The sequence below is a fragment of the Acinetobacter sp. ANC 4654 genome (genome assembly GCF_002135425.1).
GTDB classification, from domain to species: Bacteria; Pseudomonadota; Gammaproteobacteria; order Pseudomonadales; family Moraxellaceae; genus Acinetobacter; species Acinetobacter kyonggiensis.
Genome location: NZ_NEGL01000007.1, coordinates 55588 through 82020 on the forward strand (window position 1 = coordinate 55588; position 26433 = coordinate 82020).

The 26433-nt window shown below is 39.3% G+C and carries 23 protein-coding genes; 11 read left to right on the top strand and 12 right to left on the bottom strand.

Annotated features, from left to right (window positions below):
• The first annotated feature begins 50 nt into the window (after positions 1-50).
• From dacC to B9T24_RS11935, 8 genes are all read left to right on the top strand, one after another.
• Positions 51-1199, top strand: a complete 1149-nt coding sequence (gene dacC, locus B9T24_RS11900; RefSeq protein WP_086165970.1) for a D-alanyl-D-alanine carboxypeptidase PBP5/6 — start codon at positions 51-53, stop codon at positions 1197-1199.
• Between the two features lie 114 nt (positions 1200-1313).
• Positions 1314-1856, top strand: coding sequence for a gamma carbonic anhydrase family protein (locus B9T24_RS11905; protein ID WP_086165971.1), 543 nt, complete (start codon positions 1314-1316; stop codon positions 1854-1856).
• A gap of 150 nt (positions 1857-2006) precedes the next feature.
• Entirely contained in the window at positions 2007-2669 is a 663-nt protein-coding gene (locus B9T24_RS11910) for a hypothetical protein (protein WP_086165972.1), read from the top strand.
• Between the two features lie 306 nt (positions 2670-2975).
• Complete coding sequence (locus B9T24_RS11915) at positions 2976-3461, top strand: NUDIX hydrolase (RefSeq protein ID WP_086165973.1); 486 nt, start codon at positions 2976-2978, stop codon at positions 3459-3461.
• A 4-nt stretch (positions 3462-3465) separates the two neighbouring features.
• Positions 3466-4599, top strand: coding sequence for a tRNA 2-thiouridine(34) synthase MnmA (mnmA, locus tag B9T24_RS11920; protein WP_086166113.1), 1134 nt, complete (start codon positions 3466-3468; stop codon positions 4597-4599).
• Positions 4600-4614: 15 nt separating this feature from the next.
• The gene (gene hflD / locus B9T24_RS11925) at positions 4615-5346 is read left to right on the top strand and encodes a high frequency lysogenization protein HflD (protein WP_086165974.1); all 732 of its coding nucleotides are present in this window, start codon (positions 4615-4617) and stop codon (positions 5344-5346) included.
• 56 nt (positions 5347-5402) lie between these two features.
• The gene (gene purB / locus B9T24_RS11930; RefSeq protein ID WP_086165975.1) at positions 5403-6791 is read left to right on the top strand and encodes an adenylosuccinate lyase; all 1389 of its coding nucleotides are present in this window, start codon (positions 5403-5405) and stop codon (positions 6789-6791) included.
• Between the two features lie 81 nt (positions 6792-6872).
• On the top strand, positions 6873-7508 hold the full coding sequence (locus B9T24_RS11935) for a DUF2238 domain-containing protein (protein ID WP_086165976.1): 636 nt from the start codon (positions 6873-6875) through the stop codon (positions 7506-7508).
• A 60-nt stretch (positions 7509-7568) separates the two neighbouring features.
• On the opposite strand, the gene sohB is transcribed toward B9T24_RS11935, so the two are convergent.
• From sohB to B9T24_RS11970, 7 genes are all read right to left on the bottom strand, one after another.
• Entirely contained in the window at positions 7569-8531 is a 963-nt protein-coding gene (sohB, locus tag B9T24_RS11940) for a protease SohB (RefSeq protein ID WP_086165977.1), read from the bottom strand.
• 267 nt (positions 8532-8798) lie between these two features.
• The gene (gene pstB, locus B9T24_RS11945; RefSeq protein ID WP_086165978.1) at positions 8799-9722 is read right to left on the bottom strand and encodes a phosphate ABC transporter ATP-binding protein PstB; all 924 of its coding nucleotides are present in this window, start codon (positions 9720-9722) and stop codon (positions 8799-8801) included.
• Positions 9723-9734: 12 nt separating this feature from the next.
• A complete protein-coding gene (pstA, locus tag B9T24_RS11950; RefSeq protein ID WP_086165979.1) occupies positions 9735-11129 on the bottom strand; it encodes a phosphate ABC transporter permease PstA in 1395 nt (464 codons plus the stop codon).
• The gene (gene pstC, locus B9T24_RS11955) at positions 11126-12505 is read right to left on the bottom strand and encodes a phosphate ABC transporter permease subunit PstC (protein WP_086165980.1); all 1380 of its coding nucleotides are present in this window, start codon (positions 12503-12505) and stop codon (positions 11126-11128) included. The genes pstA and pstC overlap by 4 nt, the downstream gene beginning before the upstream one ends.
• Before the next feature lie 101 nt (positions 12506-12606).
• Complete coding sequence (locus tag B9T24_RS11960) at positions 12607-13632, bottom strand: substrate-binding domain-containing protein (protein WP_086165981.1); 1026 nt, start codon at positions 13630-13632, stop codon at positions 12607-12609.
• Positions 13633-14530: 898 nt separating this feature from the next.
• Positions 14531-16063, bottom strand: a complete 1533-nt coding sequence (locus B9T24_RS11965) for a pyridoxal phosphate-dependent decarboxylase family protein (protein ID WP_086165982.1) — start codon at positions 16061-16063, stop codon at positions 14531-14533.
• Entirely contained in the window at positions 16063-17436 is a 1374-nt protein-coding gene (locus tag B9T24_RS11970) for a diaminobutyrate--2-oxoglutarate transaminase (protein ID WP_004648420.1), read from the bottom strand. The genes B9T24_RS11965 and B9T24_RS11970 overlap by 1 nt, the downstream gene beginning before the upstream one ends.
• A gap of 470 nt (positions 17437-17906) precedes the next feature.
• Between B9T24_RS11970 and B9T24_RS11975 the strand changes: the two genes are divergently transcribed.
• Both B9T24_RS11975 and B9T24_RS11980 read left to right on the top strand, forming a co-directional pair.
• Positions 17907-18611: an SIMPL domain-containing protein gene (locus tag B9T24_RS11975; protein ID WP_086165983.1), complete on the top strand. Its 705-nt coding sequence runs from the start codon at positions 17907-17909 to the stop codon at positions 18609-18611.
• Positions 18612-18725: 114 nt separating this feature from the next.
• The gene (locus B9T24_RS11980) at positions 18726-19322 is read left to right on the top strand and encodes a phosphatase PAP2 family protein (protein ID WP_086165984.1); all 597 of its coding nucleotides are present in this window, start codon (positions 18726-18728) and stop codon (positions 19320-19322) included.
• A gap of 56 nt (positions 19323-19378) precedes the next feature.
• On the opposite strand, the gene proB is transcribed toward B9T24_RS11980, so the two are convergent.
• The 3 genes from proB to B9T24_RS11995 form a co-directional block, all read right to left on the bottom strand.
• Positions 19379-20512, bottom strand: coding sequence for a glutamate 5-kinase (gene proB / locus B9T24_RS11985; protein ID WP_086165985.1), 1134 nt, complete (start codon positions 20510-20512; stop codon positions 19379-19381).
• 29 nt (positions 20513-20541) lie between these two features.
• Positions 20542-21759: an Obg family GTPase CgtA gene (gene cgtA, locus B9T24_RS11990; RefSeq protein WP_086165986.1), complete on the bottom strand. Its 1218-nt coding sequence runs from the start codon at positions 21757-21759 to the stop codon at positions 20542-20544.
• A gap of 494 nt (positions 21760-22253) precedes the next feature.
• Positions 22254-22634, bottom strand: a complete 381-nt coding sequence (locus B9T24_RS11995) for a winged helix-turn-helix transcriptional regulator (RefSeq protein WP_086165987.1) — start codon at positions 22632-22634, stop codon at positions 22254-22256.
• 116 nt (positions 22635-22750) lie between these two features.
• On the opposite strand from B9T24_RS11995, the gene B9T24_RS12000 reads away from it, so the two are divergent.
• On the top strand, positions 22751-23608 hold the full coding sequence (locus B9T24_RS12000) for an SDR family oxidoreductase (protein ID WP_086165988.1): 858 nt from the start codon (positions 22751-22753) through the stop codon (positions 23606-23608).
• 109 nt (positions 23609-23717) lie between these two features.
• Here B9T24_RS12000 and B9T24_RS12005 read toward each other — a convergent pair whose 3' ends face one another.
• Together B9T24_RS12005 and rarD are read right to left on the bottom strand one after the other, a co-directional pair.
• Positions 23718-25175, bottom strand: coding sequence for a glyceraldehyde-3-phosphate dehydrogenase (locus B9T24_RS12005; RefSeq protein WP_086165989.1), 1458 nt, complete (start codon positions 25173-25175; stop codon positions 23718-23720).
• 259 nt (positions 25176-25434) lie between these two features.
• On the bottom strand, positions 25435-26364 hold the full coding sequence (gene rarD, locus B9T24_RS12010; RefSeq protein WP_086165990.1) for an EamA family transporter RarD: 930 nt from the start codon (positions 26362-26364) through the stop codon (positions 25435-25437).
• Between the last annotated feature and the right edge of the window lie 69 nt (positions 26365-26433).

Sequence of the window (26433 nt, forward strand, 5' to 3'; positions counted from 1 at the left end):
TAAAATGCTAAGCTCTTTGTGCTTATATCAAGATACTGGAATCACCTCGAATGACCCACAAAAGCGCCCTTGCTGCATTATTACTATTACCAAGTTTTACTTACGCAGCAACTGTCTTATCTGCACCTCCAGAACTCAATAATAAATCTTATGTTTTGATGGACTATGAGACGGGGCAAATCCTCGCATCGAAAAATGAAAATGAAAAATTAGCACCTGCTTCAATGACCAAGATGATGACCAGTTATATCATCGAACAAAAGTTGTTGAGTGGCGACCTCACGGAAGATGAAAAAGTTCGTATGAACGAATCTGCATGGTGTCGTGGTAGTAGCACGGAATCATGTATGTACGTACCCCTTAACGGTACTGCAACAGCATTAGAAATGCTGCGTGGGATTATCATCCAATCAGGTAATGATGCTTCTAAAGCCATGGCAGAACATATTGCGGGTAATGAAGGTACTTTTGCTCACATGATGAATGAAGAAGCAAAACGTATTGGTATGACAAATACTAGCTTCATCAATTCAACAGGTATGCCGGCTGAAGGTCACTACTCGACTGCAAAAGATATGGCAACCCTTGCGCAACATATCATTCATGACAGTTCAAAATATTATCCAATTTACTCTGAAAAAGAATTTTCTTTTAATGGCATTAAACAAGGTAATCGTAATGCCTTGCTTTATACCGACCCAAGTGTAGATGGTTTAAAAACTGGTCACACCGATGAAGCGGGTTACTGTTTAACCACTTCAGCTAAACGCGGCCCACTGCGTTTAATTTCAGTGATTTTTGGTGCGCCAAGCATGAATGAGCGTGCATCACAAACCCGTGAAATTTTAGCGTGGGGTTATGCAAACTTTGAAACTGTAAAAGTACAACCTGCCAATCAAGTTTTAGCCAAAGCCAAAGTTTGGTACGGTAAAGAAAATGAAGTAAAAATTGGCTTAGCTGAAAACTTCAATGTTACCTTGCCGAAAGGTCAAGCCAATGCCATCAAAACGCAATTGGTTGTGCAACCTAAACTCACGGCTCCGCTAAAAAAAGGTCAAGTGGTTGGCAAATATGTTGCTAGCCTAGATGGTAAAGTGATTTCAGAAAAACCCCTTGTTGCACTTCAAGATGTTGAAGAAGCAGGTTTCTTTGCAAAAATGCTTGACCATATCAAACAATTCTTTAGTAATTTATTTTAATTAAGTCCTGATAATTTTATTCAGCCTTAAACTAAAGTTAAAGCACTTCTACTTCGGTATGAGTGCTTTTTTATTTTATAATTCCTGTAGCCCTTCAATTATTGACTGCTCATCATGAAAAAGAATATTCGCCCTTATTTAGATCATCATCCTAAAATTGATGCTACTTGTTGTATCGATGAACTTTCCGTCATCATTGGTGAAGTCTGTTTGGCTGAAAATGTTTCAGTTTGGCCTTTTGCCGTCATTCGCGGTGATGTCAATTATATCAAAATCGGCAAAAACTCTAATGTACAAGACCATGCCATGTTGCATGTCAGCCACAAAAATACAGCTAAGCCCAATGGTTCACCGCTCATTATTGGCGAAGATGTCACCATTGGTCATCATGTGACTTTACATGGTTGTACTGTGGGTAATCGCGTTTTAATTGGCATCAATACCATTGTTTTAGATGATGTGATTATTGAAGATGATGTCATGATTGGCGCAGGCAGTTTAGTACCACCCCGTAAAGTCTTAAAAAGTGGTTATTTGTATGTTGGAAGCCCAGTACAACAAGTTCGTCCACTAACAGAAAAAGAACTGGAATTTTTACCTTATTCGGCGCAAAACTATGTAAAGGTAGCTGGGAATTATAGTCATTCCACTAACTGATCGTTATGAATATTCATTTAAGTACATAAGTTGAACTTCTATTGAATGATGAAACATAATACTTAAATGGGTTCTAACATTTTATGTTATTCCCAAGTAGAAATGCCCTACCTAATAAAAATCTATTCAAAGTATAAATAAGAGGAAGTTATGAACAATAGTTCAGGGTTTACAGAGGGTACATTAGTACATACAAAACGAGGATTAGTTCCGATCCAAGATATTAGAATAGGTGATGAGGTTTTAAGTGTTGATGTATCGCAAGGTAATGAAAGAGTTTATAAACGGGTAGAAAAAACCTTTAATAGCATACAAGATATTTTCCGTTGTACTATGCTTTATCCGAAAGGAAATCAACAACATACAATTCATTATTTTTTTTCTTCTCAAAATCAAAGGGTCAGATCTGCTAGCGGTGAATGGTTTGCTGTAAATGAAATAGACGACTCTATGATTGATGTATACACACTGACAGATAAAAATTTATGTCTTTGGTGGAATAAAATGATCTATCAATCAAAAAATAAGTCTGGTCAAACTTTCGCCATATCAACAAACACCTTTACTGATGATTATCACTTATCAGGGAATGATGAATATATTGATATATCATCTGAAGGACTAATACATCACAAAGTAGATGATGAAGATTTTAATTTCTCACCTGAAACAGAAAAATTTCTACAAAGTAGTGTTGATTGGAATATATTTGAATCAGAAATATTACGATTGTCTGTATATCAATTAATTATTCAGGATACTGGTAACTATCTGGTAGGTAGTGAGGGTATCTTAGTGCATGATGGAAGCTAATCTACAGTAGCTCCATTAATCAGTTTTTCTAAAACTAACATAATACACCTTATACGAAACTACTCCTTTATTTTCTTTTAAATCAATCGATTGTGATGCAGTAAAAAGCCTTGTCCTCAACGATTGGGCTTTTTATGTGAATAGTCGCGTTCCACGCTTATTATTTAACCATTATTCATAAAGTTGATAAGCTAACATTTATAATGAGTTATCGTCTATTTCAAACGCTCAAAGAAAAAAACAATCAACATAGCCACCACGCCCTAAATTTTGTAGAATACCCCTTTACTCCCATGGTTCTTTTTTATGACCTCTTGGACAGCTCACGTTACCGTAGCCACAGTTGTTGAAAAAGACGGAAAATTCCTGTTTGTTGAAGAACATACTGAAGGTGTTACACATACTGTATTCAATCAGCCTGCGGGTCATGTTGAATGTGGTGAAACGCTTATTCAAGCCGCTATTCGCGAGACCATGGAAGAAACGGGCTATGATGTCGAAATTGAATCATTGCTCGGTATATACACCTATACACCGCCAATGTTCCCCGATCGTACTTACTATCGTTTTTGCTTTTTAGCACATGATATTCAATATCATCCTGATGCAAAACTCGATACCGATATTGTTGGTGCGGTATGGATGACTTTAGATGAGCTTATTGAGTCTGCACGAGCACGTAGTCCCTTGGTGACTAAAGCCGTAAAAGATGCTTTATCTGGTCAGAAATATCCTTTATCGCTCGTTTATGAGCACCAAAACTCTCCTTTAATTTCAAATTTGGATGCCTAATCCTATGCAACAACGTGTCATCGTCGGTATGTCTGGTGGTGTAGATTCTTCTGTTTCTGCAGCACTTCTTCTTCAACAAGGATATCAAGTTGAAGGACTTTTCATGAAAAACTGGGAAGAAGATGATGGCACGGAATATTGTACAGCAATGGAAGACCTAGCCGATGCACAAGCTGTTTGTGACAAGATTGGCATCAAACTGCATACGGCTAACTTTGCAATGGAATATTGGGATCGTGTATTTGAGCACTTCTTGGCTGAATATGCTGCGGGTCGTACCCCAAACCCTGACATTTTATGTAATAAAGAAATTAAATTTCGTGCATTTTTAGATCATGCAGTGAATCTGGGTGCAGACTTTATTGCTACAGGTCATTATTGCCGTCGCGGTGAAACCCAAACCAATTCTAAAGGTGATGAATATGCGCCTTTATTACGTGGTGTAGACAACAATAAAGACCAAACCTATTTCTTACATGCGGTACATGGGCGTGAAATTAATAAGACCTTGTTCCCTGTCGGTGAAATTGAAAAACCTGAAGTTCGTCGTATTGCTGAAGAACTGGGTTTAGCCACAGCGAAGAAAAAAGACTCAACAGGCATTTGTTTTATTGGTGAACGTCGCTTTAATGACTTTTTAAAACAATACTTACCTGCACAATCTGGAAAAATTCTACTAGATACGGGTAAAGAGGTTGGTGAACATCACGGCTTAATGTACTATACGCTCGGTCAACGTGGTGGCATCGGTTTAGGTGGCTTAAAAGGCGAATCTGAAGGTGCATGGTTTGTGCTTTATAAAGATATTGAAAACAACCGCCTCGTGATTGGTCAAGGTCATGAACATCCACTCATGCAAAGTACAATACTTTGGAGTGAAGCAATTGACTGGGTGGCTGGCGAACAAGAGATTCCTGAAACGGGTTTCCGTTGTACGGCTAAAACGCGTTATCGCCAACCAGATCAAGCCTGTGTCTTATTTAAAGATCCGAATTCACCCAACGGTGTACGAGTTGAATTTGATGAACCGCAACGTGCGGTGACTCCAGGACAAAGTGTAGTGTTCTACGCAGATGAAGTTTGTTTAGGTGGCGGTGTGATTCATCATACCAATGCGCCAAAACCTGATTTTATTTAAAAGGAAGCGATAGGCATGGCTGAGTTACCCTTTCAACAGCCTCAAACTTTGAATGTTCGCCAAAATAGAGCTTTGGCATTAGCAGCTGTGTTTCAAGCGACACAGCTGACGCATATGACTGCCATGTCGGGGCAGCAAAGTATGGGTGAAAGTGGTGGTTTCTACTTTGAAAAACTCATCAAAGCCAGCCTCAATATCCGCCCAAGTGCCAATGAGTCCTGTCAAACACTGTATTTTTTTAATCAACTTGCCGATCTTTCTTTAGGCTTAAAAACGCTAGAAAATAGTATTACACAGCCATTTAATACGTCTCCTAAGTCTCGTTTACCTAAACTTTCTAACACCAAATTGCCGATGGGCTATGCCATGGCACTATTGCAGTTAGAAAAAAAAGTCTATGGCAATCCTAAATTTGTCGAGATTATTGAACAATCTCAACAGAAAATTCTGAAACAACTGTCTTTCTTTGACAATAATTATCTGCATCCCAGCATTATTGCTAACCTTGCCCAGACCTATATTGAAACTGCGGGACAAATTAATCCACGCATTATGGTGAAAGGCAATGCAGAAGCCTTCAAAGATGCTTCTCACACCAATCGTATTCGCGCTTCCCTCTTTACTGGCTTACAAATGGCACATTTATGGCGTCAGTTGGGTGGCAGTTCATGGGGCATGATTTTCAGTAAGCGTAAGCTGCTCCAAGATATTCAAGATCTTGCTCGTTTACAGTATCAGGTGGTTTAAATCTGATCTGTGACGTGCTTTCGTTTCGGTTTAATTCCAAAATTCAAGGAATCTATATGAACGCTTTAACCGCACTTTCTCCATTAGATGGACGCTACGCGAGCAAATGTGATGCTCTCCGTCCTTTCCTCTCTGAGTTTGGTTTAATCCATGCTCGTGTGACTGTTGAAGTGCGCTGGTTACAAGCGCTTGCAAACCGTCCTGAAATCACTGAAGTTCCAGCTTTCTCAGCAGCAACCAATGCTGCTTTAGATGCAATCGTGACTAATTTCTCTGAAGACGATGCAAACCGCATTAAAGAGATTGAACGTACCACCAACCACGATGTAAAAGCGGTTGAATATTTCCTAAAAGAAAAAATTGCGCATATTGATGAATTGAAAGATGCTGGTGAATTTATTCACTTTGCATGTACTTCTGAAGACATCAACAACTTGTCTCACGCCCTTATGTTAAAAAATGGTCGTGACGTTCTTGTTGCTTCTATGCAAAGCATTATCGACGCAATTGCGACTTTGGCTGAAACACATGCTGAACAAGCGATGTTGTCTCGTACACATGGTCAAACAGCAAGCCCAACCACATTGGGTAAAGAAATGGCAAACGTGGCTTACCGCCTTGCTCGCCAAATCAAGCAATTTAACAATGTTGAATTACTAGGTAAAATCAATGGTGCTGTAGGTAACTACAATGCGCATTATTCAGCTTATCCAGACATTAACTGGCCTGCGCATTCACAAGCATTTGTTGAATCTTTAGGTTTAGCATTTAACCCGTACACCACGCAAATTGAACCACATGATTACATGGCGGAACTTTTTGATGCGTTACGTCGCTTCAACACCATTTTGATCGACTTTAACCGTGACGTTTGGGGCTATATCTCTTTAGGTTTCTTCAAACAACGTTTGAAAGAAGGTGAAGTTGGTTCTTCAACGATGCCGCATAAAGTCAACCCAATTGATTTTGAAAACTCTGAAGGTAACTTAGGTTTAGCCAATGCAGTATTGGCTCACTTGGGTGAAAAACTGCCTATTTCTCGCTGGCAGCGCGACTTAACTGACTCGACCGTACTTCGTAACATGGGTGTTGGTTTTGCACAAAGCTTAATTGCATTTGATGCGTGCTTAAAAGGTATTGGTAAATTAGAGCTGAATGCTGCGCGTATTGCTGAAGATTTAGACCATGCTCAAGAAGTCTTGGCTGAACCAATTCAAACGGTTATGCGTCGTTACAATGTAGAAAAACCATACGAAAAATTAAAAGCCCTTACTCGTGGTCAAGCCATGACGCGTGAAATGATGGTGGACTTCGTGAATGGTCATGAGCTTGCAGTTGTTCCTGCTGCGGATCGTGCACGTTTAGCGGAAATGACGCCTGCCACTTATACAGGTAATGCTGCTGAACAAGCCAAACAAATTAAAGATTTAATTGCTAAAATCTAATTCAGTTTTAGTAGCAAAAAGCGAAGCTTCGGCTTCGCTTTTTCATTATAATTCCAATACTTTATAGTCGAAAATAACAAGATGATTGAATACCAATTCAGCTTAAAACACTGGCTTCTTTTAGGTTTTTTAGCCATTGCGATTATTATTGCAAGTATTCAACCCCTCGAATTATCCTCTTACATACTGCATCAGATTGGTACAGTATTGATGCTCATTGCCCTGTTCATTTGTTTTAAAAAAATTGGACTAAGCTTTTACAGCTTTACTTTATACCTTGGCTTTTTACTGATTCACATTGTGGGTGCACACTATTTATATTCTTATGTGCCTTACAACGAATGGATCAAAGAAGTATTCAATTTTGATTTAGACCACTACATGGGTTGGACGCGTAATATGTACGACCGTTTAGTTCATATTGCTTATGGCGTATTGCTGTATCCTTTTTTCTACCGCTTATTTCAAGTCTGGCTTCCCAGCCTAAAACCACGGGTTTTATTTCTACTGATTATTCAATTTGTCATGGCAAGCAGCCTCATCTATGAATGGATTGAATGGTGGATTGCGATGGGTTTATCTCCTGAAGATGCGGAGAACTATAATGGACAACAAGGAGATATCTGGGATGCTCATCAAGATATGTTGCTGGCAACCATTGGCGCGATTATTTCTGGCGCGGTTATTCTAATAAAAAATCAACAAGATACAGCATAAAATAAAAAAGCCAGTGGAGGGTTTTACCACTGGCTTAATGCAATCTAAAGCTTAAATGAATTAAAGTTTCGGATCACGCATTTGGACTAAGCTTGAATTGCTATTTGCTAAAGTTTCCATGATTTTATTCATAACCGCAGGCACTAAACCATCTGCAATTTGTGCTGCTTGTAAGCCTAACTTCTCACCTAAAGTTGGCTTACGACGTGTATCAATCACATAAACATCGTGTTGTGCCAGTAGACTCAGCAAATATTCATCTGAGGTTTGTAGCTTATCCACCAAGTTTAACTCAAGTGCATCTTTACCATACCAATGCTCGCCTGTAGCCACTTTTTCAACATTCAATTGCGGGCGGTACTTTTCAACAAAGTGCTTAAATAGTTCATGCGTTTGCTGTAATTCTTCTTCAAATTTTGCTTTACCTTCAGCCGTATTTTCACCAAACATCGTTACTGTACGTTTAAATTGACCTGCGGTATATAGTTCAAAATCGACATGATGTTCTTTCAATAAACGATTAAAGTTCGGCACTTGTGCAACCACACCAATTGAACCGACCACTGCAAATGGCGCAGAAACAATTTCGTTCGCAATACATGCCATCATATAACCACCGCTGGCTGCAACTTTATCCACACAAATGGTTAAGTTAAACCCAGCATCACGTAAACGTACCAGTTGTGCAGCCGCTAGACCATAGCCATGCACCATACCACCCGGACTTTCTAAGCGGAGTACCACTCGATCACGTCCGACTTTTGCAGTTGCTAAAATTAAAGTAATTTCTTCACGTAAACTTTCTACAGCAGATGCCGCTGTATCCCCCTTAAAATCAAGGACATAAACTTTTTGATTATTCTTTTTACGTAAACGTGCTTCTTTTGAAAGCTGTTGAGTAAGTTGCAAGAACTCAAATTTAGATGCTGTGGTTTGTGCAATTTTTTTACGTTGTTCATTTACACGTGCATTTAAATGACTGATTCGAATTTCAGCAGGTAATTTCGGGGTATGGAATAACATATAAAATAATTTCTCTAATTGTATTTACGGTTAGCTTTAACATGAGGCCAAAACATTGAAAATTCAATATGATTTTTGATCCAAATCGTCTGATTTTTTATCCTGCTAATCTTATAAGCGTTTCAGTCGTTGTAAAACCTCTTTTATGGCGCGAATTTTAACCAAATAAAATAAATAAGCAATTCTAAAAGCCATAAATTTAGCTCGATATATCTTTGATTAAAAATAAAAAAGAGCCTTTTGGCTCTTTTTTATGCAGTCATTGGATTAACCAAAACGACCTGTAATATAGGCTTCTGTTAATTGATGATCTGGCTGGGTGAAGACTTTTTCAGTCGCATTCACTTCAATTAAATCACCTAAATGGAAGTAAGCAGTACGGTCAGAAACACGTGCCGCTTGTTGCATTGAGTGAGTCACAATGGCAATAGTGTACTGAGTTGAAAGCTCTGAAATCAGCTCTTCAATTTTTGCCGTTGCAATTGGATCAAGCGCAGAACACGGCTCATCCATTAGAATCACTTCTGGACTCACCGCAATGGTACGTGCAATACATAAACGCTGCTGTTGACCACCAGACAAACCTGTACCCGGCTGATTTAAACGATCTTTCACTTCATTCCAAAGACCCGCTTTATGCAAACTGTTTTCAACAATTTCTTCAAGGTCATATTTATCACGCGCTAGACCGTGAAGCTTTGGACCGTAAGCGACATTGTCAAAAATGGACTTCGGAAATGGGTTTGGTTTTTGGAACACCATCCCCACTTGTGCGCGCAGTAAGACCACATCAAGGTTTGGGTCATAAATATTTTGATTATCTAACATCACTTTACCGGTTATACGACACGAATCAATCGTGTCATTCATACGGTTTAAAGTACGCAAGAAAGTCGATTTACCACAACCTGATGGACCAATAAAAGCAATCACTTCATTTTCATAAATATTCAGATCAATCCCTTTGATTGCTTCTGCTTCACCATAATATACATGTACATCTGAAGTACTAATTTTCACATTAGCCGTTTTTGCGTCTTTTTTTGCCGAAGTTTGGGTATCAAATTGAGAAACAAATGAAGTCCCTTGACGTTTTTTATCCACTTCGGGAGAGATAAATTGTTTCTGTTCTTGATTCACGGATTCGTCCTGTTCTAAGGAATTTGTTTTTGATGCAGTTACAGTATTCATATATTGCCCTCTCTACCAGCGCACTTCAAATTTCTTACGTAACCAAATCGCAAGGCTATTTAAACTTACCATTAACGCCAGTAAGACAATAATCGCAGCAGCAGTACGTCCTTCAAAGAAGTTACGTAATTCATTGCCCTGCCATAAATAAACTTGGACGGGTAAAGCCGTTGATTGATCTAAAGGTGATACGGGAATATTGGCAACAAATGCACTCATCCCAATCAATAACAATGGTGCGGTTTCACCTAAAGCATGTGCGACACCAATAATAGAACCCGTCATGATTCCAGGCAAAGCCAAAGGTAAAACATGGTGAAAAACTGTTTGGATTCGTGATGCACCAATTCCCAAAGCTGCTTGGCGAATAGATGGCGGTACTGCTTTTAACGAAGCTCGAGTCGTAATAATCACAGTTGGTAGTGTCATTAGGCTTAAAACCAAGCCACCCACCAACGGTGCAGAAATAGGTAAATGCATCCAACCAATAAAGATTGCAGCACCCAGTAAACCAAAGACGATGGATGGTACAGCCGCAAGGTTATTGATATTCACTTCAATAATATCGGTAATGAAATTTTTAGGTGCAAATTCTTCTAGATAAATCGCACTTGCCACCCCCAATGGAATCGAGATAAAAATCACGATCAGCATCATGAACAATGAGCCCACGAATGCACCCGCCAAACCCGCTGTTGCAGGTGAACTACGCGAGTCTGGATTGGTAAAGAGTTGCGTATTGAATGTACGCTGAATAATTCCTTTTGCAGCAAGATCATCAGAAAGCTGACGGATTTCTGGGCTTAATTGTTGCTGATCATCTGGTAATGAGCGATCAATATTCCCCGCTAACCAGACATCAATATTGGCATCTGCTAATAAATTCAATTCAACTTTTTCACCAATTAAAGACGGATCTTTAAAGACCATATCTCGAATTCGATAAGCTTCTGAACTGGTATATAAACTACTTAATTCATCACGATAATTGGCGAGTGATGGATCTTTGGTGATTAAACCATTGGCAATCAAAGCATCCCAATCAACCATCCCCATTTTAGTTTGCCATTCTACATAACGCTCTTGGTAGAGTGCTGGAGACTCGCCAACTTTCTGAGTTGGTCTAGGGCCAGTGTCAATCAATGTAGGATCAAAATAAACAGGAACCGTCATACTGGCTTGCCAAAATGCAGGAAGGCCTTTATACAAAATACTACCAAACAATAAAGCGACAAAAGCCAGTCCGATGACCACGGAAGAGAAACCGACAAAGCGAAATGTTTTTTCTTTACGATGACGCTTTGACAATGAACTTGCAATTTTAGCTTTACGTTTTTCGCGTAATGCCGCAGCTGCACGAGGATCAAATACATTTTGATCCGCTGGAGATGTATTTGATGTACTCATTCGTATTGCTCACGATATTTACGCACAATATAGAGTGCTACAATATTAAGACACAGCGTAATTACAAACAGGGTCAAACCGAGTGCAAATGCCACCAAGGCTTGAGGACTTGCGAAATCTGTATCACCCGTTAATTGCTTCACAATCGTTACGGTGACGGTCGATACGGCCTCAAAAGGATTAACATGCAGTAATGGGCTATTTCCTGCCGCAAGCACCACAATCATGGTTTCACCGACAGCACGGGATACAGCCAATAAAAATGCACCTGTAATCCCAGGTAATGCAGCAGGCAGTACCACTTGACGAATCGTTTCAGATTTTGTCGCGCCTAAACCTAAAGAACCATCACGTAGTGAACGTGGGACTTGAGTAATAATGTCATCTGAAAGTGAAGATACAAATGGGATAATCATAATCCCCATTGCAAAACCTGCTGTTAAAGCACTGGTTACATTAATTTCAATACCAATCACTTCACCTATTAATTTTAAAGCGGGTCCAATCACCATCAGTGCAAATACACCATAAACGATGGTTGGAATACCCGCTAACACTTCAATGGCGGGTTTTGCCCAAGATCTAAATTTTGGCGATGCATATTCTGCCAAGTAAATCGCAATCATTAAACCCAATGGTACGGCAACCAGTAAGGCTATACCACTGACCATCAGTGTGCCCCAGATGAGTGGCAATAAACCATAACTTCCTTCAGCATTACCCGATGTACTAAAACCAGGATTCCATTCTGTTCCGAAGAAAAAATCAACTGGAGAAACAAAATTGAAAAAATGAACCGCTTCCTTAAACATTGACATCACAATGCCAATCGTTGTCAGAATTGCAACCCCTGAACATAAAATCAAAATAACATTGATGGTACGTTCAACTTGATTACGCGCGCGATAATTTTGACTGACCCGTTTCTTCGCCCAAACCAAACCTAGCATTGCAGCACAAATGACGACAGCAAACTTTGCCAATTCACTTACTCTTTCGAACTTAGCCAAATGCTCTGCTGCTGCAACTTCATAAGCTGCGGGTGTGTCACTCACACCAAAACCTGAAGCAATGGCTTTGACCCGATCAATCAGTACATCTATACCCGCGACATCTAAATTTGCGGTAATATTCGTTGGAACATTTTGTAAAATTAAATATTGCAAAACGTTGGCTTCAACCAAATTCCAAACAAGTAAAATTAAAAAAGCAGGGATACCACACCATAAAGCAACCAATGCACCGTAATATCCGGGACGAGAGTGCAACTTCGCAGAATTATTTCCCTTACCTGCTAGGTTACGGCTTTTAGATAACCCGATTTGATAGGCTACGGCAATCAATGCCAATAACACACCTATGAGTAGCAGATTCATGTATTCTCCGGCATTTTTTCAATTTTCATGCTTTGAAAAAACCTTATTTTGCAAAAAAGCCGATGCTAAGAATTCTCCTAACATCAGCTTATTCATCCTAATTACTTAACCGCTTTGCCTGCTTTAAAATCTGCAAGAACTTTTGCACGTTCTTTATCAGACATTGAAATCAGACCTGCTTTTTCTAATTTAGAACCCTTACCTGAAACTTTTTTGTTTAAGAAGTATTCAGAATACTGCTGTAAACCTTTGATTGATTTAAGGTGTTCACCTTTCACATAAAAGAACAATGGACGTGATACAGGGTAAGAACCATTTAGAATTGTTTTTTCTGATGGCACCACATTGTTTACGGTTGCTACACGTAATTTGTCACGGTTTTGATCATAAAAACCTAAGCCAAATACACCCACTGCACTTGGTGAAGTTTTTAAACGTGCCAGTGTTTCAGTATAGTCACCAGAAATTTCAATCACTTTGCCATCTTTACGGAAAGTAGCACATGCTTTTTTCTGAGCATCTTTGTCTAAATTCTTGAAATATGCATAAGATTCACAACCCGCTTCAACCATTTTTTCTTGGAACACTTCACGCGTACCATGGTTAGAAGCTGGAATGACCAATGTAATTGGTTCATTCGGAAGTGATTTGTCAATTTGATTCCAATGCGTGTATGGGTTTGCAACTAACTTACCATTTGATGGTAATTGTGCTGCAAGTGCTGCAAATACATGTTGTGGACGAAGTTTATACGCGGCTTTTTTTGAGTTAGATGCAAACACAATACCGTCATAACCGACTTTTACTTCAATAATTTGATTCACACCAGCTTTTTTACATGCAGCTAATTCAGTATCTTTAATTTTACGAGATGCATTAGCGATGTCGATCGTGTTATCACCTACGCCTTGACAGAATTGCTTTAAACCACCAGATGTACCACCAGAACCAACAACAGGTGTCTTAAATTGTGGGAAAGTATTACCAAACTCTTCTGCAACAATACTTGAGTATGGCAAAACAGTTGAAGAACCAGCGATTTGGATTGTGTCACGAGCTGCATTTGCTGTTGTTGCTACAACTGCTCCTGAAACTGCTAAAGCAAGTGCGAGGTGATTTAAGCGCATTCTTTTCTCTCTTCATTAGATGCAATTTTGAAGCACGCTACTTTTTTATAAAGTTTTGTACTTTTTCGATCTCTGCATTTTGAGTTTAAAATATGACAATGAAGTTACAGCTTTATGACACTTTAATGATCTGTATATTTTAAGTAAATTTATACAGCTATTCAGCATATTCACGCACTTTATAAAAATACATAAAACTTTGTTTTGACTTAAAAATTGAGAGACAGACTCAAGGAGGATGTTTATGACAAAAGATCATCCTACAATGTTTTATACAGCTCATGATCAATGCAATATTAGCTATGATGACTTGGCGAACATGATAGTTTGCACCTATTTACTGTAAACCACACCGAACATTTGACTATAAATTAAGCTATAAAAGCATGTTTTCTGACAGATCACCACCCGAATATGTATCGAAAATGACTTCGCAAAATTGGATTCAACCCAATCTTGGCAGCTTAATTTTAAAATACATATTTATAAATGCATGCAACACCCATAAATATGTATGCTGCAATATTTATGACCTCATTTTTACTCATTAAAATTTTTAGCAGTGTGACTAACCTTGTTTTTAATCAAGTTAATACAGAATAAAAGTAATGACTTAAGTACAAAACTCATCCATCAAAGCAATTAAAAAAAGCAATATTACCATCCACTGGTCATGTGAAATTGATTGATTTAACACTTTTAAAATTAATGAATAATCATGTGAATGAAAGTCTTTATACGCAGATTTTATGATGAACAGCTTACTTTAGAGAATGCTATTGAAATGATCAAAGTGCAGAAAAAAATATTTTTATGCTTTTATCACACCTCCTAACGTGTATAAAAAAAGCCAGTTATAAAACTGGCTTTTTCTTTAACTTAAGAAACTTACATGTGCTTAATCAATTGCTGTCACATAAGTACCAGCTTGAATTGGCCCTTTGATACGATCTGCTTCTGCTAACACAAGGTTAAGCAAATTCTTCACGTTATCTAAAGTCGCTACTGGACTTAAAGTGGTCATTTTCAAGGATTGAACTTGACCGACTTTAGTGACACCTATATTCGCTTCTCCGCGCGCAAACAATTCATCTGCGACGTTTTGATTCAATGTATCAAGCAATTCTGTTGGATAACCTTCAGGAATCACACGGAACAATACAGAAGCAAATTGTGGATCAATCAACATCTCTAAACCATCAGTTGTATTGATATAATCAGCAACTTGACGTGTGAGAACCACACCATGGTCAATCATTGAACCATAAAGCTCTTCGCCTAATGATTCAACAGTCATCCACAATTTCAACGCATCGAAACGACGCGTCGTTTGTAGTGATTTCGACACTAGATTTGGCACACCATGTTCTTCATCATAAGCCGAATTTAAGTACTCAGCTTCATAATGCATGAAACGGTAGTTCGCTTCGTCTTTCAACAAAAACGCGCCACAAGAAATGGTTTGGAAATAATGCTTATGGAAATCGAGCGTCACAGAATCGGACAATTCGATACCATCTAACATGTCACGGTAGTCATTCGAAAGAATGAGTGCCCCACCCCATGCTGCGTCGATATGCATCCACGCGCCATATTTGTTGGTGATTTCACGTACTTTCTTCAATGGATCAATTGCGCCAGCATCAGTTGTACCTGCCGTCGCAACCACACAGGCCACGATTTTACCCGCTGCTTGAAGATCAGCCATGGTTTTTTCCAAGGCATCCATATCCATCTGTGCATTTTCATTCACAGGGACAGTCACAACCGATTGAAAACCCATACCCATCATTGCCATGTTCTTTTGCACAGAGAAATGTGCATTTTCAGAACAAATAACTTTGACGTTACGCATTGCATCCGCAGGTATACCATCACGCTGAACAGACCACGGCTTGCCGTTTTCGTCTTTCCAGTTTTTCGCAATACACCAGTCACGTGCCAACAATACACCCATCAAATTAGACTGTGTACCACCAGAAGTAAACACACCTGCTTGACCTGCACCATAACCAACCTTTTGACGAAGCCAATCAATCAATTGAACTTCCATCAATGAACCCGCTGGGCTTTGATCCCATGAATCCATCGATTGGTTGGTTGCATTGATGAGCACTTCCGCAATTTGGCTAGTGACCATCGTTGGGCAATGCAAATGTGCAAGTGAATGCGGATGATGTACTTTCAAGCTTTTATTGAGGAAAAGCTCCACCATGCGTTCAAGCGACTTATGTACACCTAAACCTTCTTTTGAAGGGTTAAACGCAATTGCACTGCGTAGCTCTTTAATGCTACCGCCTGTGTACATTTTATCATTGTGCAACCATGCTGCGACTGCTTTAGTCGCCTCACCCATTGCTGACTCGTAGTCAGCAATGGATTGAGCATCATTGCAAAGTAATGCTTTACGATGTTCTGCAAAATCAACCATTATGCGCCTCGTACTGCAACTAGTGCTTCAGCAATTGCTTTCTTAAAGCGAACAAGTACTTCTTCACATTCAGCTTGAGTGATGATGAGTGGGCAAAGTAAACGAATTACAGTACCGTTACGACCGCCTTTCTCTAACAACAATTTGTTATCGAAACACGCTGTCTGGATAGCAGCTGCCAATTGAGAATCACCTGGTAATGAACCCATGTGATCTGCTGTTTGACGTTCGTCTACAATCTCAACACCCAACATCAAGCCACGGCCACGTACGTTACCGATACATGGGAATTCTACGGCTAATTTTTTAAATTCAGCTTGTAAAAAATCACCACGTTCTTGTGCATTTTGCGCAAGATTTTGCTCTTTAATGGTGTTAATTGTTGCAAGACCAGTACCCATCGCCAATTGGTTACCACGGAAAGTTCCTGTGTGACCCGCAGGTTGCCAAGCGTCAAATTTGCGCTTAATACCAAGAACTGCAAGCGGTAAGCTACCACCTACTGCTTTTGACATCACCACAACATCAGGTTCAATGCCTGCGTGTTCAAAGGCAAACATTTTACCTGAACGGGCAAAACCTGCTTGAACTTCATCAAGAATCAACACAATGTTGTGTTTTTCAGTGACTTCACGGATTTTTTTCAACCATTTGGTTGGTGCTGTAACCACACCACCTTCACCTTGAATTGCTTCAAGAATCACGGCAGCAGGTTTAGTTACACCACTTTCTACGTCTTCAATAAAGTTTTCAAAGAAGTAAGTTAAGGCATCTACACCTGCTTCACCGCCAAGACCCAGTGGGCAACGGTATTCATGCGGATATGGCATAAACTGTACGCCTGGCATTAAGCCATTTACCGAATTTTTCGCAGATAAGTTACCTGTCATGGCTAAAGCGCCATGCGTCATTCCATGATAGCCGCCTGAGAAGCTAATCACTGAACTACGACCAGTATACGTCTTCGCTAATTTAATTGCTGCTTCTGTACCATCTGCACCAGATGGACCACAGAACTGTAAACAATACTCTTTTTTACCACCAGGTAATTGTTCAAGTAATGCTTCAGTAAATGCATCTTTTAAAGGCGTTGTTAAATCTAAAGTATGTAATGGGAGACCACTCGTTAAAGTATCTTGAATACTTTGAATAACCGCAGGATGGTTATGGCCTAAAGCCAAAGTCCCTGCCCCAGCCAAACAATCGAGGTACTCTGTACCTTCAACATCAGTAACCCAGCAGCCTAAAGCTTTTGCTATCGCTAACGGTAATTTACGTGGATAGCTACGAACATTGGATTCCATTTGGCTTTGGCGAGTCAAATAGTATTCGTTAGTAGAATTAGGGGCAGGATTTACAGAAGAAACGCTCATATCGAATTACCATCTCTGATATGGGTTGAAAGAAATAAGTCGGGTGACTTGTGGTCCTTTGACTCGGTGCTTTATAGAATCTAGTTAGACTTAAATTTGTTTGTCATAACTAGAGGGCGGATGATACCGAATTTTTCTGAAAAATAAACAACTTTCGGCACTTTATCCGTCCTATTTCATTAAAAAAAATCAAGCTAATCTATAAGTTGAATTCTCATCTTACATTGTGACAGGATAAAGAAAACCTCATTTTTTTATGCTTTTATTGAAAAAAAATTATAATGCAGTGAAATTTCATGTAAATTAAATCGTAAGTATATAATTTTGTTTTAGTTATGTTGAGCAATACGATTTAGTTAATTTTATCTGTTTTTACAAAGCCACCACAAAATCTGCTCAAATCCAACATAAACACACTTTAAGATCATCAATCTAGATTCCAATTCTACTTACAAAAAATAGGTCAAAAAATGCGTTACTTAACTCTCTCATCTTTAATTTTAGCATCTGCTTTAACGACACCTGCTTTTGCTCAACAAAACGAGCAACTCAATTATAATCTAGTCAATATACAAGCAGAAGCTGCACGTAAAATTTCGAATGATGAAATGCATGCTGTTTTATACATTGAAAAAAGCAATAAACAGCCCGCTGAACTTGCTGTGCAAATTACACAATTAATGAATCAAGCCATGGCTTCAGCCAAGAAATATCCGCAAGTGAAGGTTGAAACTGGTTCTCAAACCACCTATCCAATTTATGACAACGACAGCCGTAAACTCAAAGAATGGCGTGGTCGTGCCGAAATTCAAATTGAAAGTACCGACTTTAAAGCGGCGAGCCAATTGGTCAGTGAACTGCAACAAAATTTTCAAACGCAATCCATTAATTTCAGTGTTTCTGATGCCCAACGCAAAAAAGTTGAAAATGAGTTAATGGTCGAGGCATCTAAAAACTTCCAACAACGCGCCCTAACCTTAAGTCAAGCATGGAATAAATCAGGATATAACCTCGTTAATCTAAATTTAAATACCAATAACTCTTACCCACAACCGATCATGATGCGTGCGAGTATGGCAAAATTTTCGGGTGCTGAAGCAGCAGATGCGCAAGATGTTGCTGCGGGCGAATCTAAAATAACTGTAAATGCAAACGGTACAATTCAGTTTAAATAAGCATTTAGGCCAGTTCTCCCAAAAAGACTACAAATCTGTGGTCTTTTTTTATGTCCTAATTAAGTGATTCTGCTAAATTAACCCGTTATTTTTCTCTTTGCATCAATTTTTATTATGTCTCTCACCGAATTAAATCTTAGCCTTTTTGAATGGATTAATGCATCGAATCATGCTAGCGATTGGATGATTAATTTTGCAATTTTCATCGCCAATGATTTGTTCTATATCATGGTCATGTTTTTTGCATTTTTCTGGCTAAGAGGGAATTTTCAAGTTAAAAAACAAATCATTAAAGCCTTTATTTTTACCTGTACGGCACTTCTGATCAGCCAAATTATTTCTCATAGTTTTTATCATCCACGTCCTTTTATGATGGATGTTGGGCGTACCCTCATTTACCATTCACCTAATGGCTCTTTTCCCAGTGACCATATGCTGATTTTCAGTAGCATTGCCTTTGCATATTTTTTCTCTGCAAAACGCTCGATTGGTGTAATCCTGATTGTAATAGCATGGCTGGTTGCATGGTCTCGGGTTTATTTGGGCGTGCACTTCCCTTTAGATATGCTTGGGGCTTTTTTCCTAGCATTTATATTAAATTATTTCGGTTTAGCTTTATGGAATCGATACAAAGTACTGATTATGCAGCTTGTATTAAGAGTACATCATTTTCTGTTTAAGCCACTGATTGAAAAAGGTTATATAAAATAATTTTCAGCTCCTATAAAAAATCCCGCTCGAAAGCGGGATTTTTTATAACGAAATTTTTAGTAAATCGCCATATGGTTACGATGAATCATTTCCAAAGAACGGGCTTCACCTAAAACTTGATAAACTTTATCTGAAGATAAACCCTTCACAATTTCAGCAGAACGAGAACTAAAGTTGACTCGACCCACTGCGACACGACCACCTTGACTATCAACGCACTCAACCACATCACCGCGATCAAAATGTCCTTCCACCGCTTTTACTCCGACTGGTAATAAGCTACGGTGATTATCTTTAATCGCTTTTACGGCACCATCGTCCAAGACTAAACGACCGGCTGTTTGTAGATGTGCTGCTAACCACTGTTGATGTGCAGTCATACGATCATTGTCTGTAATAAACAATGTTCCGAGCAATTCACCAGACATTAAGCGAGCAAGCACTTGAGCACTTTCACCACTCGCAATCAGTGTTGGACAGCCTGATTTAGCGGCTAAACGTGCTGCACGAACTTTGGTCAACATACCACCACGACCAAATTTCCCACCACCGCCAGCCATATCAAATAAGCTTTCATCCAATGCGCGAACCGTATGGAACAGCTTCGCATTCGGATTAGAACGCGGGTCGGAGTCAAACATGCCTTGCTGATCGGTTAAGATAATAAGCAAATCGGCATGGACTTGACCTGCAACCATCGCCGCTAAAGTATCGTTATCACCAAAGCGAATTTCATCAGTCGACACCGTATCATTTTCATTAATGACAGGAATCACATGCCAATCAATTAAATGCTGTAAAGCATCGCAAGAGTTTAAATAACGACGACGGTCTGCTAAGTCATCATGGGTCAATAAAACCTGTGCCGTTTGAATAGCATGGTTTTCCAATACGCTCGACCATGTTTGAATTAAGCCCATTTGCCCAATAGCAGCACATGCCTGAAGACTCGGTAAATCAGTGGGTCGGTTGGTCAATTTCATTCGAACCATACCTTCAGCCACAGCACCTGAAGACACGAGAATAATCTCATGTCCTGCATTGTGTAGATCTGCAATTTGTTTCGCCCAATGCGAAATTGCTGCAATATCTAAACCTTGCCCATTTGCTGTGAGTAAAGATGATCCGATTTTAACAACGATTCGTTTGCAATCCTTGAGCTGACGTTGCCCATCCACCACTTCTATCATCTTGTCCTCAGTTACTCGTATTTCAGAGCTTAACGTACGTAAAACACTTCCATATCGCCATCATCGCCATCTTCATCATCTTCATCGTCGTCTCCCAACAGACCTTCAAGACGTTGTTGACGACGCATTTCACGATAAGCTTCTTTCGCAGCAATCGTTTGTTCACGTGTTTCAGCTTCAAGCTGATCACGGAATGCTTTCATTGCCGCAGCGTATTCAGGATCTTCAACTTCGCGTTCGCGTTGTTGCTCGATTTCATCCATTAAGTAATACACAACATCTTTGGTGCCTTCCGACATCAAGCCAGAAGTTTGGAATACAGGACCTTCCCATTGAATTTCATCAAGAATGTGCTGACACCATTCTTCACGAGTTGCTTCATCAAGTTGATCGACTTTATTCAACACCAAGACCACTGGCAATTTCGCTAAAGTTGGAGAGAATTTTTTCAATTCTTCCACAATTGCTTTCGCGTTATATGCTGGGTCTGAACCATCAATTGGTTGAACATCAATAATGTGCAACAAGATACGGGTACGTGCCAAATGCTTAAGGAAACGAATACCAAGACCCGCGCCTTCAGAAGCACCTTCAATCAGACCTGGAATATCGGCCATTACAAATGAACGGTGACTATCGGCATCCACCACACCTAAGTTCGGCACCATTGTAGTAAATGGATAATCTGCAACTTTTGGTTTCGCAGCCGATACAGCACGAATAAAGGTCGATTTACCTGCATTTGGCATACCCAGTAGGCCAACATCAGCAAGAACTTTAAGCTCTAAACGAATTTCACGGAACTCACCTTTAATACCATGGGTACATTTACGCGGTGAACGGTTGGTCGATGATTTAAAGTGAGTATTCCCCAAACCACCTTGACCACCCGCAGCAACCATAACGCGTTGACCATCAGCGACTAAATCGCCGATGATATCACCAGACTCTACATCGACAATGGTTGTTCCTACTGGAACTTTTAATATAGTGTCTTCACCGCCACGGCCTGCACAGTTCGCACCACGACCATTTTTAGCACGTTCCGCACGGAATCTACGTGTATAACGATAATCTACGAGTGTACTGGTGTCATTGTCTGCTTCAACATAAATGCAGCCACCACGCCCACCATCACCACCATCTGGACCACCAAATGGTACGAATTTTTCACGGCGAAAACTGGCTACGCCATTGCCACCGTCGCCAGCCTCTACGGTAATGACTGCTTCATCAACAAAGCGCATACTGCCAATCCTCTAAATACTTTAAAACCGCATATTCTGCCATATTTTAAAGAATTTCTCGAATAGTATTATTCAGCATTACATGATTTTTAGTCATGCCCAGACCATCCCCTACGGCTTGGCCCATATTTCGGACTTCATTTCAATAAATCGCGACCAATTTAAAGTACACCATCAGCGTATTGCTATACACACTGACCCAACATGGATCGCGCCAATTTTGATTTTTCTATTGGGCTATACTTCAATTACACCATCATTTTAAGACGAGGTAAAAATTAAAAATCAGGTTAAATTTACGCTATAGACCCGAAACACAATGATAGATTTTAGCTGTGCGATCAATCCGACTTAACCTTTTTCCAAATCTGCTCATAAAATAAAGTTTTTTTTGTTCTTCTTGTCATGCGCATTTTAACTTTTATCGGATTCAAGAAGATCTTTGGATCTTAAAAATCTTCGTAAAACTCAGGCATGATTATCTCAAGAAATATTTACAATGATGGCGTAGCACACTGTTTATTTTCCATAATTTCAGGCAAATTACGTTCAATCCAGCCAATCAAATGATTCAGCTTCTCTGCGGCTTGTGAGCCTAAAAGAGTCAACTGATATTCCACTTTTGGAGGCACAACAGGATAAACAGTACGAATAAGAAAGCCATCTTTCTCTAAAACCTTCAAAGTTTGAGCCAACATTTTTTCACTGACCCCATTTATACGCTGTCTTAACTCACTAAAACGATGAATACCATCGCTTAAACAGCGCAAAACCAATACCGACCACTTGGTGGTTAAGTGTTCTAATATTTCACGTGAAGGACACTCATTGGATAAAACTTGTCCAAGTAAATTACTTGTTGCATAGTTACTCATCATTTCTCTCCAAACCGAAATAAACTTACTTTTAGGTACGTACTTACATTAGGTAAGTTAGTATACTAAGATAAAAACATAAAGTATGCAAAACAAACAAATCAAAGGTGAGTCAAATGAAAATTGCAATCACAGGTGCAACTGGTCAGCTCGGTCAATTGGTTATTCAATCACTGTTAAAAAATACCGCTGCTGCCAATATTGTGGCATTGGTTCGAAATAAATCCAAAGCTACCAATTTAAAAGCAAAAGGAATTGAACTGCGTCTCTTTGATTATGACACACCTGTAACTTTAGCTTCGGCATTATCTGGAATTGATAAACTATTGCTTATTTCAGCCAATGAAGTGGGTCGTCGTACAGCGCAGCATAAAGCGGTCATTGATGCGGCTCAACATGCAGGTGTTCCCTATATTGTCTATACTAGTTTGCTCAATGCCGATCATTCACCACTTGGTTTAGCACAAGAGCACTGTGAAACTGAAAGCCTCATTCAAGCCAGCGGCTTGCAGTACACGTTCTTACGTAACAATTGGTATAGTGAAAACTATTTAGCGGGTGTCACTCACACCGTTGAAGTCGGTACGCTGTATGGTGCAGCAGGCGAAGGAAAAATTAGTTCCGCGGCACGTGCCGACTATGCCGAAGCCGCAGCAAAAGTGCTAACCACATCTGGACATGAAAATAAAACCTATGAACTTGCAGGTTCAACCAGCTTCACATTGGCAGATTTAGCAGCTGATATTGCTGATGTTTCAGGAAAAGAAATCACTTATCAGAACCTCAGTGCTGAAGATTATACTCAAGCTTTAACACAAGCTGGCTTACCTGTTGGCTTGGTCGATATTATTGTCGATGCAGATATACAAACTGAAAAAGGTGCCATGTTTAGTGACAGTAAAGACTTAGAACAACTGATTGGGCATCCAACCACAGCGATTAAAGAACAAATTGCAGCGATTTTAAAAGCATAGTTTTTACATTCATAATTCCCCTTCTTCTTTTTCAAGAAAGAAAACCATCCTTAAATATCAGATATAAAAAAAGAGCCTCATGTGAGGCTCTTTTTGACTGCTTTACAAATTATGCATTTTTTTCAGCAGGAATTTTGCGGTAGTTCACGCCACACATTTGTTCAGCAATACGTAATACTTGGCAGCTATAACCAACTTCATTGTCATACCAAACATAAGCCGTTAAGCGCGTACCTGAAGTGATGGTTGCTTGCGCATCAAATACACCCGCAGTACGTGAACCAATAAAGTCAGAAGATACAACTTCAGTCGAATTTGTATAACCAATTTGACCTTGAAGGCTAGAATTGATTGAAATTTGACGAATGTATTCATTCACTTCTTCACGATCAACTTCTTTCTCAAGTGTTAAGTTAAGAATAGCCAGTGATACGTTTGGCGTAGGAACACGTACAGAGTTACCTGTTAACTTACCTTTAAGTGCAGGAAGTGCTTTTGCAACCGCTTTAGCAGCACCAGTTTCAGTAATGACCATGTTCAAAGTCGCAGCACGACCACGGCGATCTGCACTGTGATAGTTGTCGATTAAATTTTGGTCATTCGTGAAAGAGTGAACAGTTTCAACGTGACCATTAATCACTTTGTATTTGTCATCTAACACTTTTAATACTGGTGTAATTGCATTGGTAGTGCAGCTTGCAGCAGAGATGATTTTGTCTTCATCTAAAATATCAGTATGGTTTACGCCATAAACGACATTTTTCATTTCGCCTTTACTTGGCGCAGTCAATACCACACGAGCAACGCCTGGGCATTTCAAGTGTTGAGCAAGACCTTCAGCATCACGCCATTTACCCGTATTATCAATGACTAACGCATTGTTAATACCATAAGCCGTGTAATCCACTTCAGCTGGGCTAGATGCATAAATAACTTTGATGAAGTTACCATTGGCAATGATCGCTTCATTTTCTTCATCTACAGAAATCGTTCCTGAAAATGGACCATGAATTGAATCACGACGCAGTAAAGACGCACGTTTTTCTAAATCACCATCTGAAGATTTACGAACCACAATGGCTTTAAGGTTTAAACCACGACCAAGACCTGATTGACCAATGATTAAACGTGCAAGGATACGACCGATACGACCAAAACCATAAAGAACAACATCTTTAGGTTCAACAGTTTCAGCATTGCCTTTTAACGATTCTACTGCTTGCGCAACAAAAGCGTCGATATCGCCGCCTTTTTCTTTAAATTCAACAGCTAGTTTACCTAAATCGATTTCAGCAGAACCGATATTTTCAACTTTAGCCAATGCTTCTAAAATTGGAAAAGTATGAACAACTGAAAGCTCAACGTCCATAACACGTGTACGGCGATGCGCTTTTAAAATTTGGATTACTGAACGGTTAACTAAAGAACGACCGAATACAGAAGTCACGATATTTTTTTCACGATACAACTGACCAATTAAGGCAATCATATGCTCCGCGATTTCTTCACGGTTTTTCCAGCGACCTTGGTGCTCTGCATGTAGGGCGATGATAGTGTCTTTGCTCACAGATACGTCCTCTAATTAATTGTATATCTAGGCATAAATTTCAAAACCCGACAATTGTAAAGGAATTATCGAGAAGTTTGAATCAAAAGCTGATCCAGACTTGGCTATTTTCCTACATATTCATTATAAATTGAAAAAATAGTTGTAATTATTTTCATGATTCTCATATCAAAAGCACTAAAAAAAATTATTTCTGATAAAAAGGCTCAATTAAGCTCAGATGTTGTTTTATCAAGCAACACCCAAAAGATAAAACCCATCACTTTAAGCGCTCTTGGTAATTTTTAAGATTTTTAGACAAGGCTTTTTGCTTTTGCTGCTGTTTGACTAGATGAATCGAACCTTCAACAATCAGCAGTAACACCGCAAACCAGATTGGAATATAAGTAAACCATTCAGCTGCTTTAATTCTTTCACCTAAAATAATGGAAGAAAAAGCAAGCAATATAGGCTCTAAATAGCTTAATAATCCAAAGATAACAAAAGGTAAATAACGACTCGCCAGCATGTAACTTCCAAGCCCAAATGCACTTAAAAAGCCCAGACCCAAGATCGCCAAAATTAAGTGTGGAAACTGTGCAATGAGGTTAAATGAATCGCTGTAAACCGTTGCTAGGTAAATCGCAATAGGTAGAATTAAAAACAAATCCCACCAGAAACCACCCAAATGATCCGTTTTAAAAGCGCGTCTTAAGAAGAAATAAATAGGATAAGCCACAGCAACATAAGCAGTTTCCCATGCAACACTGCCGATACGCCATAATTCATGTCCAACGCCCATGCAGGCAAATAGCACTGCGGCAAATTGCCATTTGGACAGCTTTTCTTTGTAAATCACACAGCCTATCAGCACCATCACCAAGGGCAGTAAAAAGTAGCCTAATGAGACTTCTAAACCGCGTCCATTCATTGGCCCCCATAAAAACAGCCAAAGCTGTGAGGTACACATTACTGAACTGATGATCAACCAAATAAACAAAGCAGGTTGCTTAAAAATACGTTTAAAAATTTCGGCGATATATTTTAAATCGCCGATCCACCACATAAATAACGTTAGGAATGGCAGTGTCGCTAACATACGCCAAGCAAAAGTTTGTTCACTATCGAGTGGTTTTAAAAACTGGGTATAAAAATACAGAACACCAAAAGTGATAGATGCCAATACAGACAATGCTACGCCTTTATACATCCTTCACCTCTAAATTTATGTCATGTATATTATAAACATTTCACTCTGATAAAACTTGATCATTCACCT

Bases quoted from the DNA above. Each gene is read 5' to 3' on its own strand.
- dacC (WP_086165970.1), top strand. From the start codon at position 51: ATGACCCACAAAAGCGCCCTTGCTGCATTATTACTATTACCAAGTTTT.
- B9T24_RS11905 (WP_086165971.1), top strand. From the start codon at position 1,314: ATGAAAAAGAATATTCGCCCTTATTTAGATCATCATCCTAAAATTGAT.
- B9T24_RS11910 (WP_086165972.1), top strand. From the start codon at position 2,007: ATGAACAATAGTTCAGGGTTTACAGAGGGTACATTAGTACATACAAAA.
- B9T24_RS11915 (WP_086165973.1), top strand. From the start codon at position 2,976: ATGACCTCTTGGACAGCTCACGTTACCGTAGCCACAGTTGTTGAAAAA.
- mnmA (WP_086166113.1), top strand. From the start codon at position 3,466: ATGCAACAACGTGTCATCGTCGGTATGTCTGGTGGTGTAGATTCTTCT.
- hflD (WP_086165974.1), top strand. From the start codon at position 4,615: ATGGCTGAGTTACCCTTTCAACAGCCTCAAACTTTGAATGTTCGCCAA.
- purB (WP_086165975.1), top strand. From the start codon at position 5,403: ATGAACGCTTTAACCGCACTTTCTCCATTAGATGGACGCTACGCGAGC.
- B9T24_RS11935 (WP_086165976.1), top strand. From the start codon at position 6,873: ATGATTGAATACCAATTCAGCTTAAAACACTGGCTTCTTTTAGGTTTT.
- sohB (WP_086165977.1), bottom strand. From the start codon at position 8,531: ATGTTATTCCATACCCCGAAATTACCTGCTGAAATTCGAATCAGTCAT.
- pstB (WP_086165978.1), bottom strand. From the start codon at position 9,722: ATGAATACTGTAACTGCATCAAAAACAAATTCCTTAGAACAGGACGAA.
- pstA (WP_086165979.1), bottom strand. From the start codon at position 11,129: ATGAGTACATCAAATACATCTCCAGCGGATCAAAATGTATTTGATCCT.
- pstC (WP_086165980.1), bottom strand. From the start codon at position 12,505: ATGAATCTGCTACTCATAGGTGTGTTATTGGCATTGATTGCCGTAGCC.
- B9T24_RS11960 (WP_086165981.1), bottom strand. From the start codon at position 13,632: ATGCGCTTAAATCACCTCGCACTTGCTTTAGCAGTTTCAGGAGCAGTT.
- B9T24_RS11965 (WP_086165982.1), bottom strand. From the start codon at position 16,063: ATGGTTGATTTTGCAGAACATCGTAAAGCATTACTTTGCAATGATGCT.
- B9T24_RS11970 (WP_004648420.1), bottom strand. From the start codon at position 17,436: ATGAGCGTTTCTTCTGTAAATCCTGCCCCTAATTCTACTAACGAATAC.
- B9T24_RS11975 (WP_086165983.1), top strand. From the start codon at position 17,907: ATGCGTTACTTAACTCTCTCATCTTTAATTTTAGCATCTGCTTTAACG.
- B9T24_RS11980 (WP_086165984.1), top strand. From the start codon at position 18,726: ATGTCTCTCACCGAATTAAATCTTAGCCTTTTTGAATGGATTAATGCA.
- proB (WP_086165985.1), bottom strand. From the start codon at position 20,512: ATGATAGAAGTGGTGGATGGGCAACGTCAGCTCAAGGATTGCAAACGA.
- cgtA (WP_086165986.1), bottom strand. From the start codon at position 21,759: ATGCGCTTTGTTGATGAAGCAGTCATTACCGTAGAGGCTGGCGACGGT.
- B9T24_RS11995 (WP_086165987.1), bottom strand. From the start codon at position 22,634: ATGAGTAACTATGCAACAAGTAATTTACTTGGACAAGTTTTATCCAAT.
- B9T24_RS12000 (WP_086165988.1), top strand. From the start codon at position 22,751: ATGAAAATTGCAATCACAGGTGCAACTGGTCAGCTCGGTCAATTGGTT.
- rarD (WP_086165990.1), bottom strand. From the start codon at position 26,364: ATGTATAAAGGCGTAGCATTGTCTGTATTGGCATCTATCACTTTTGGT.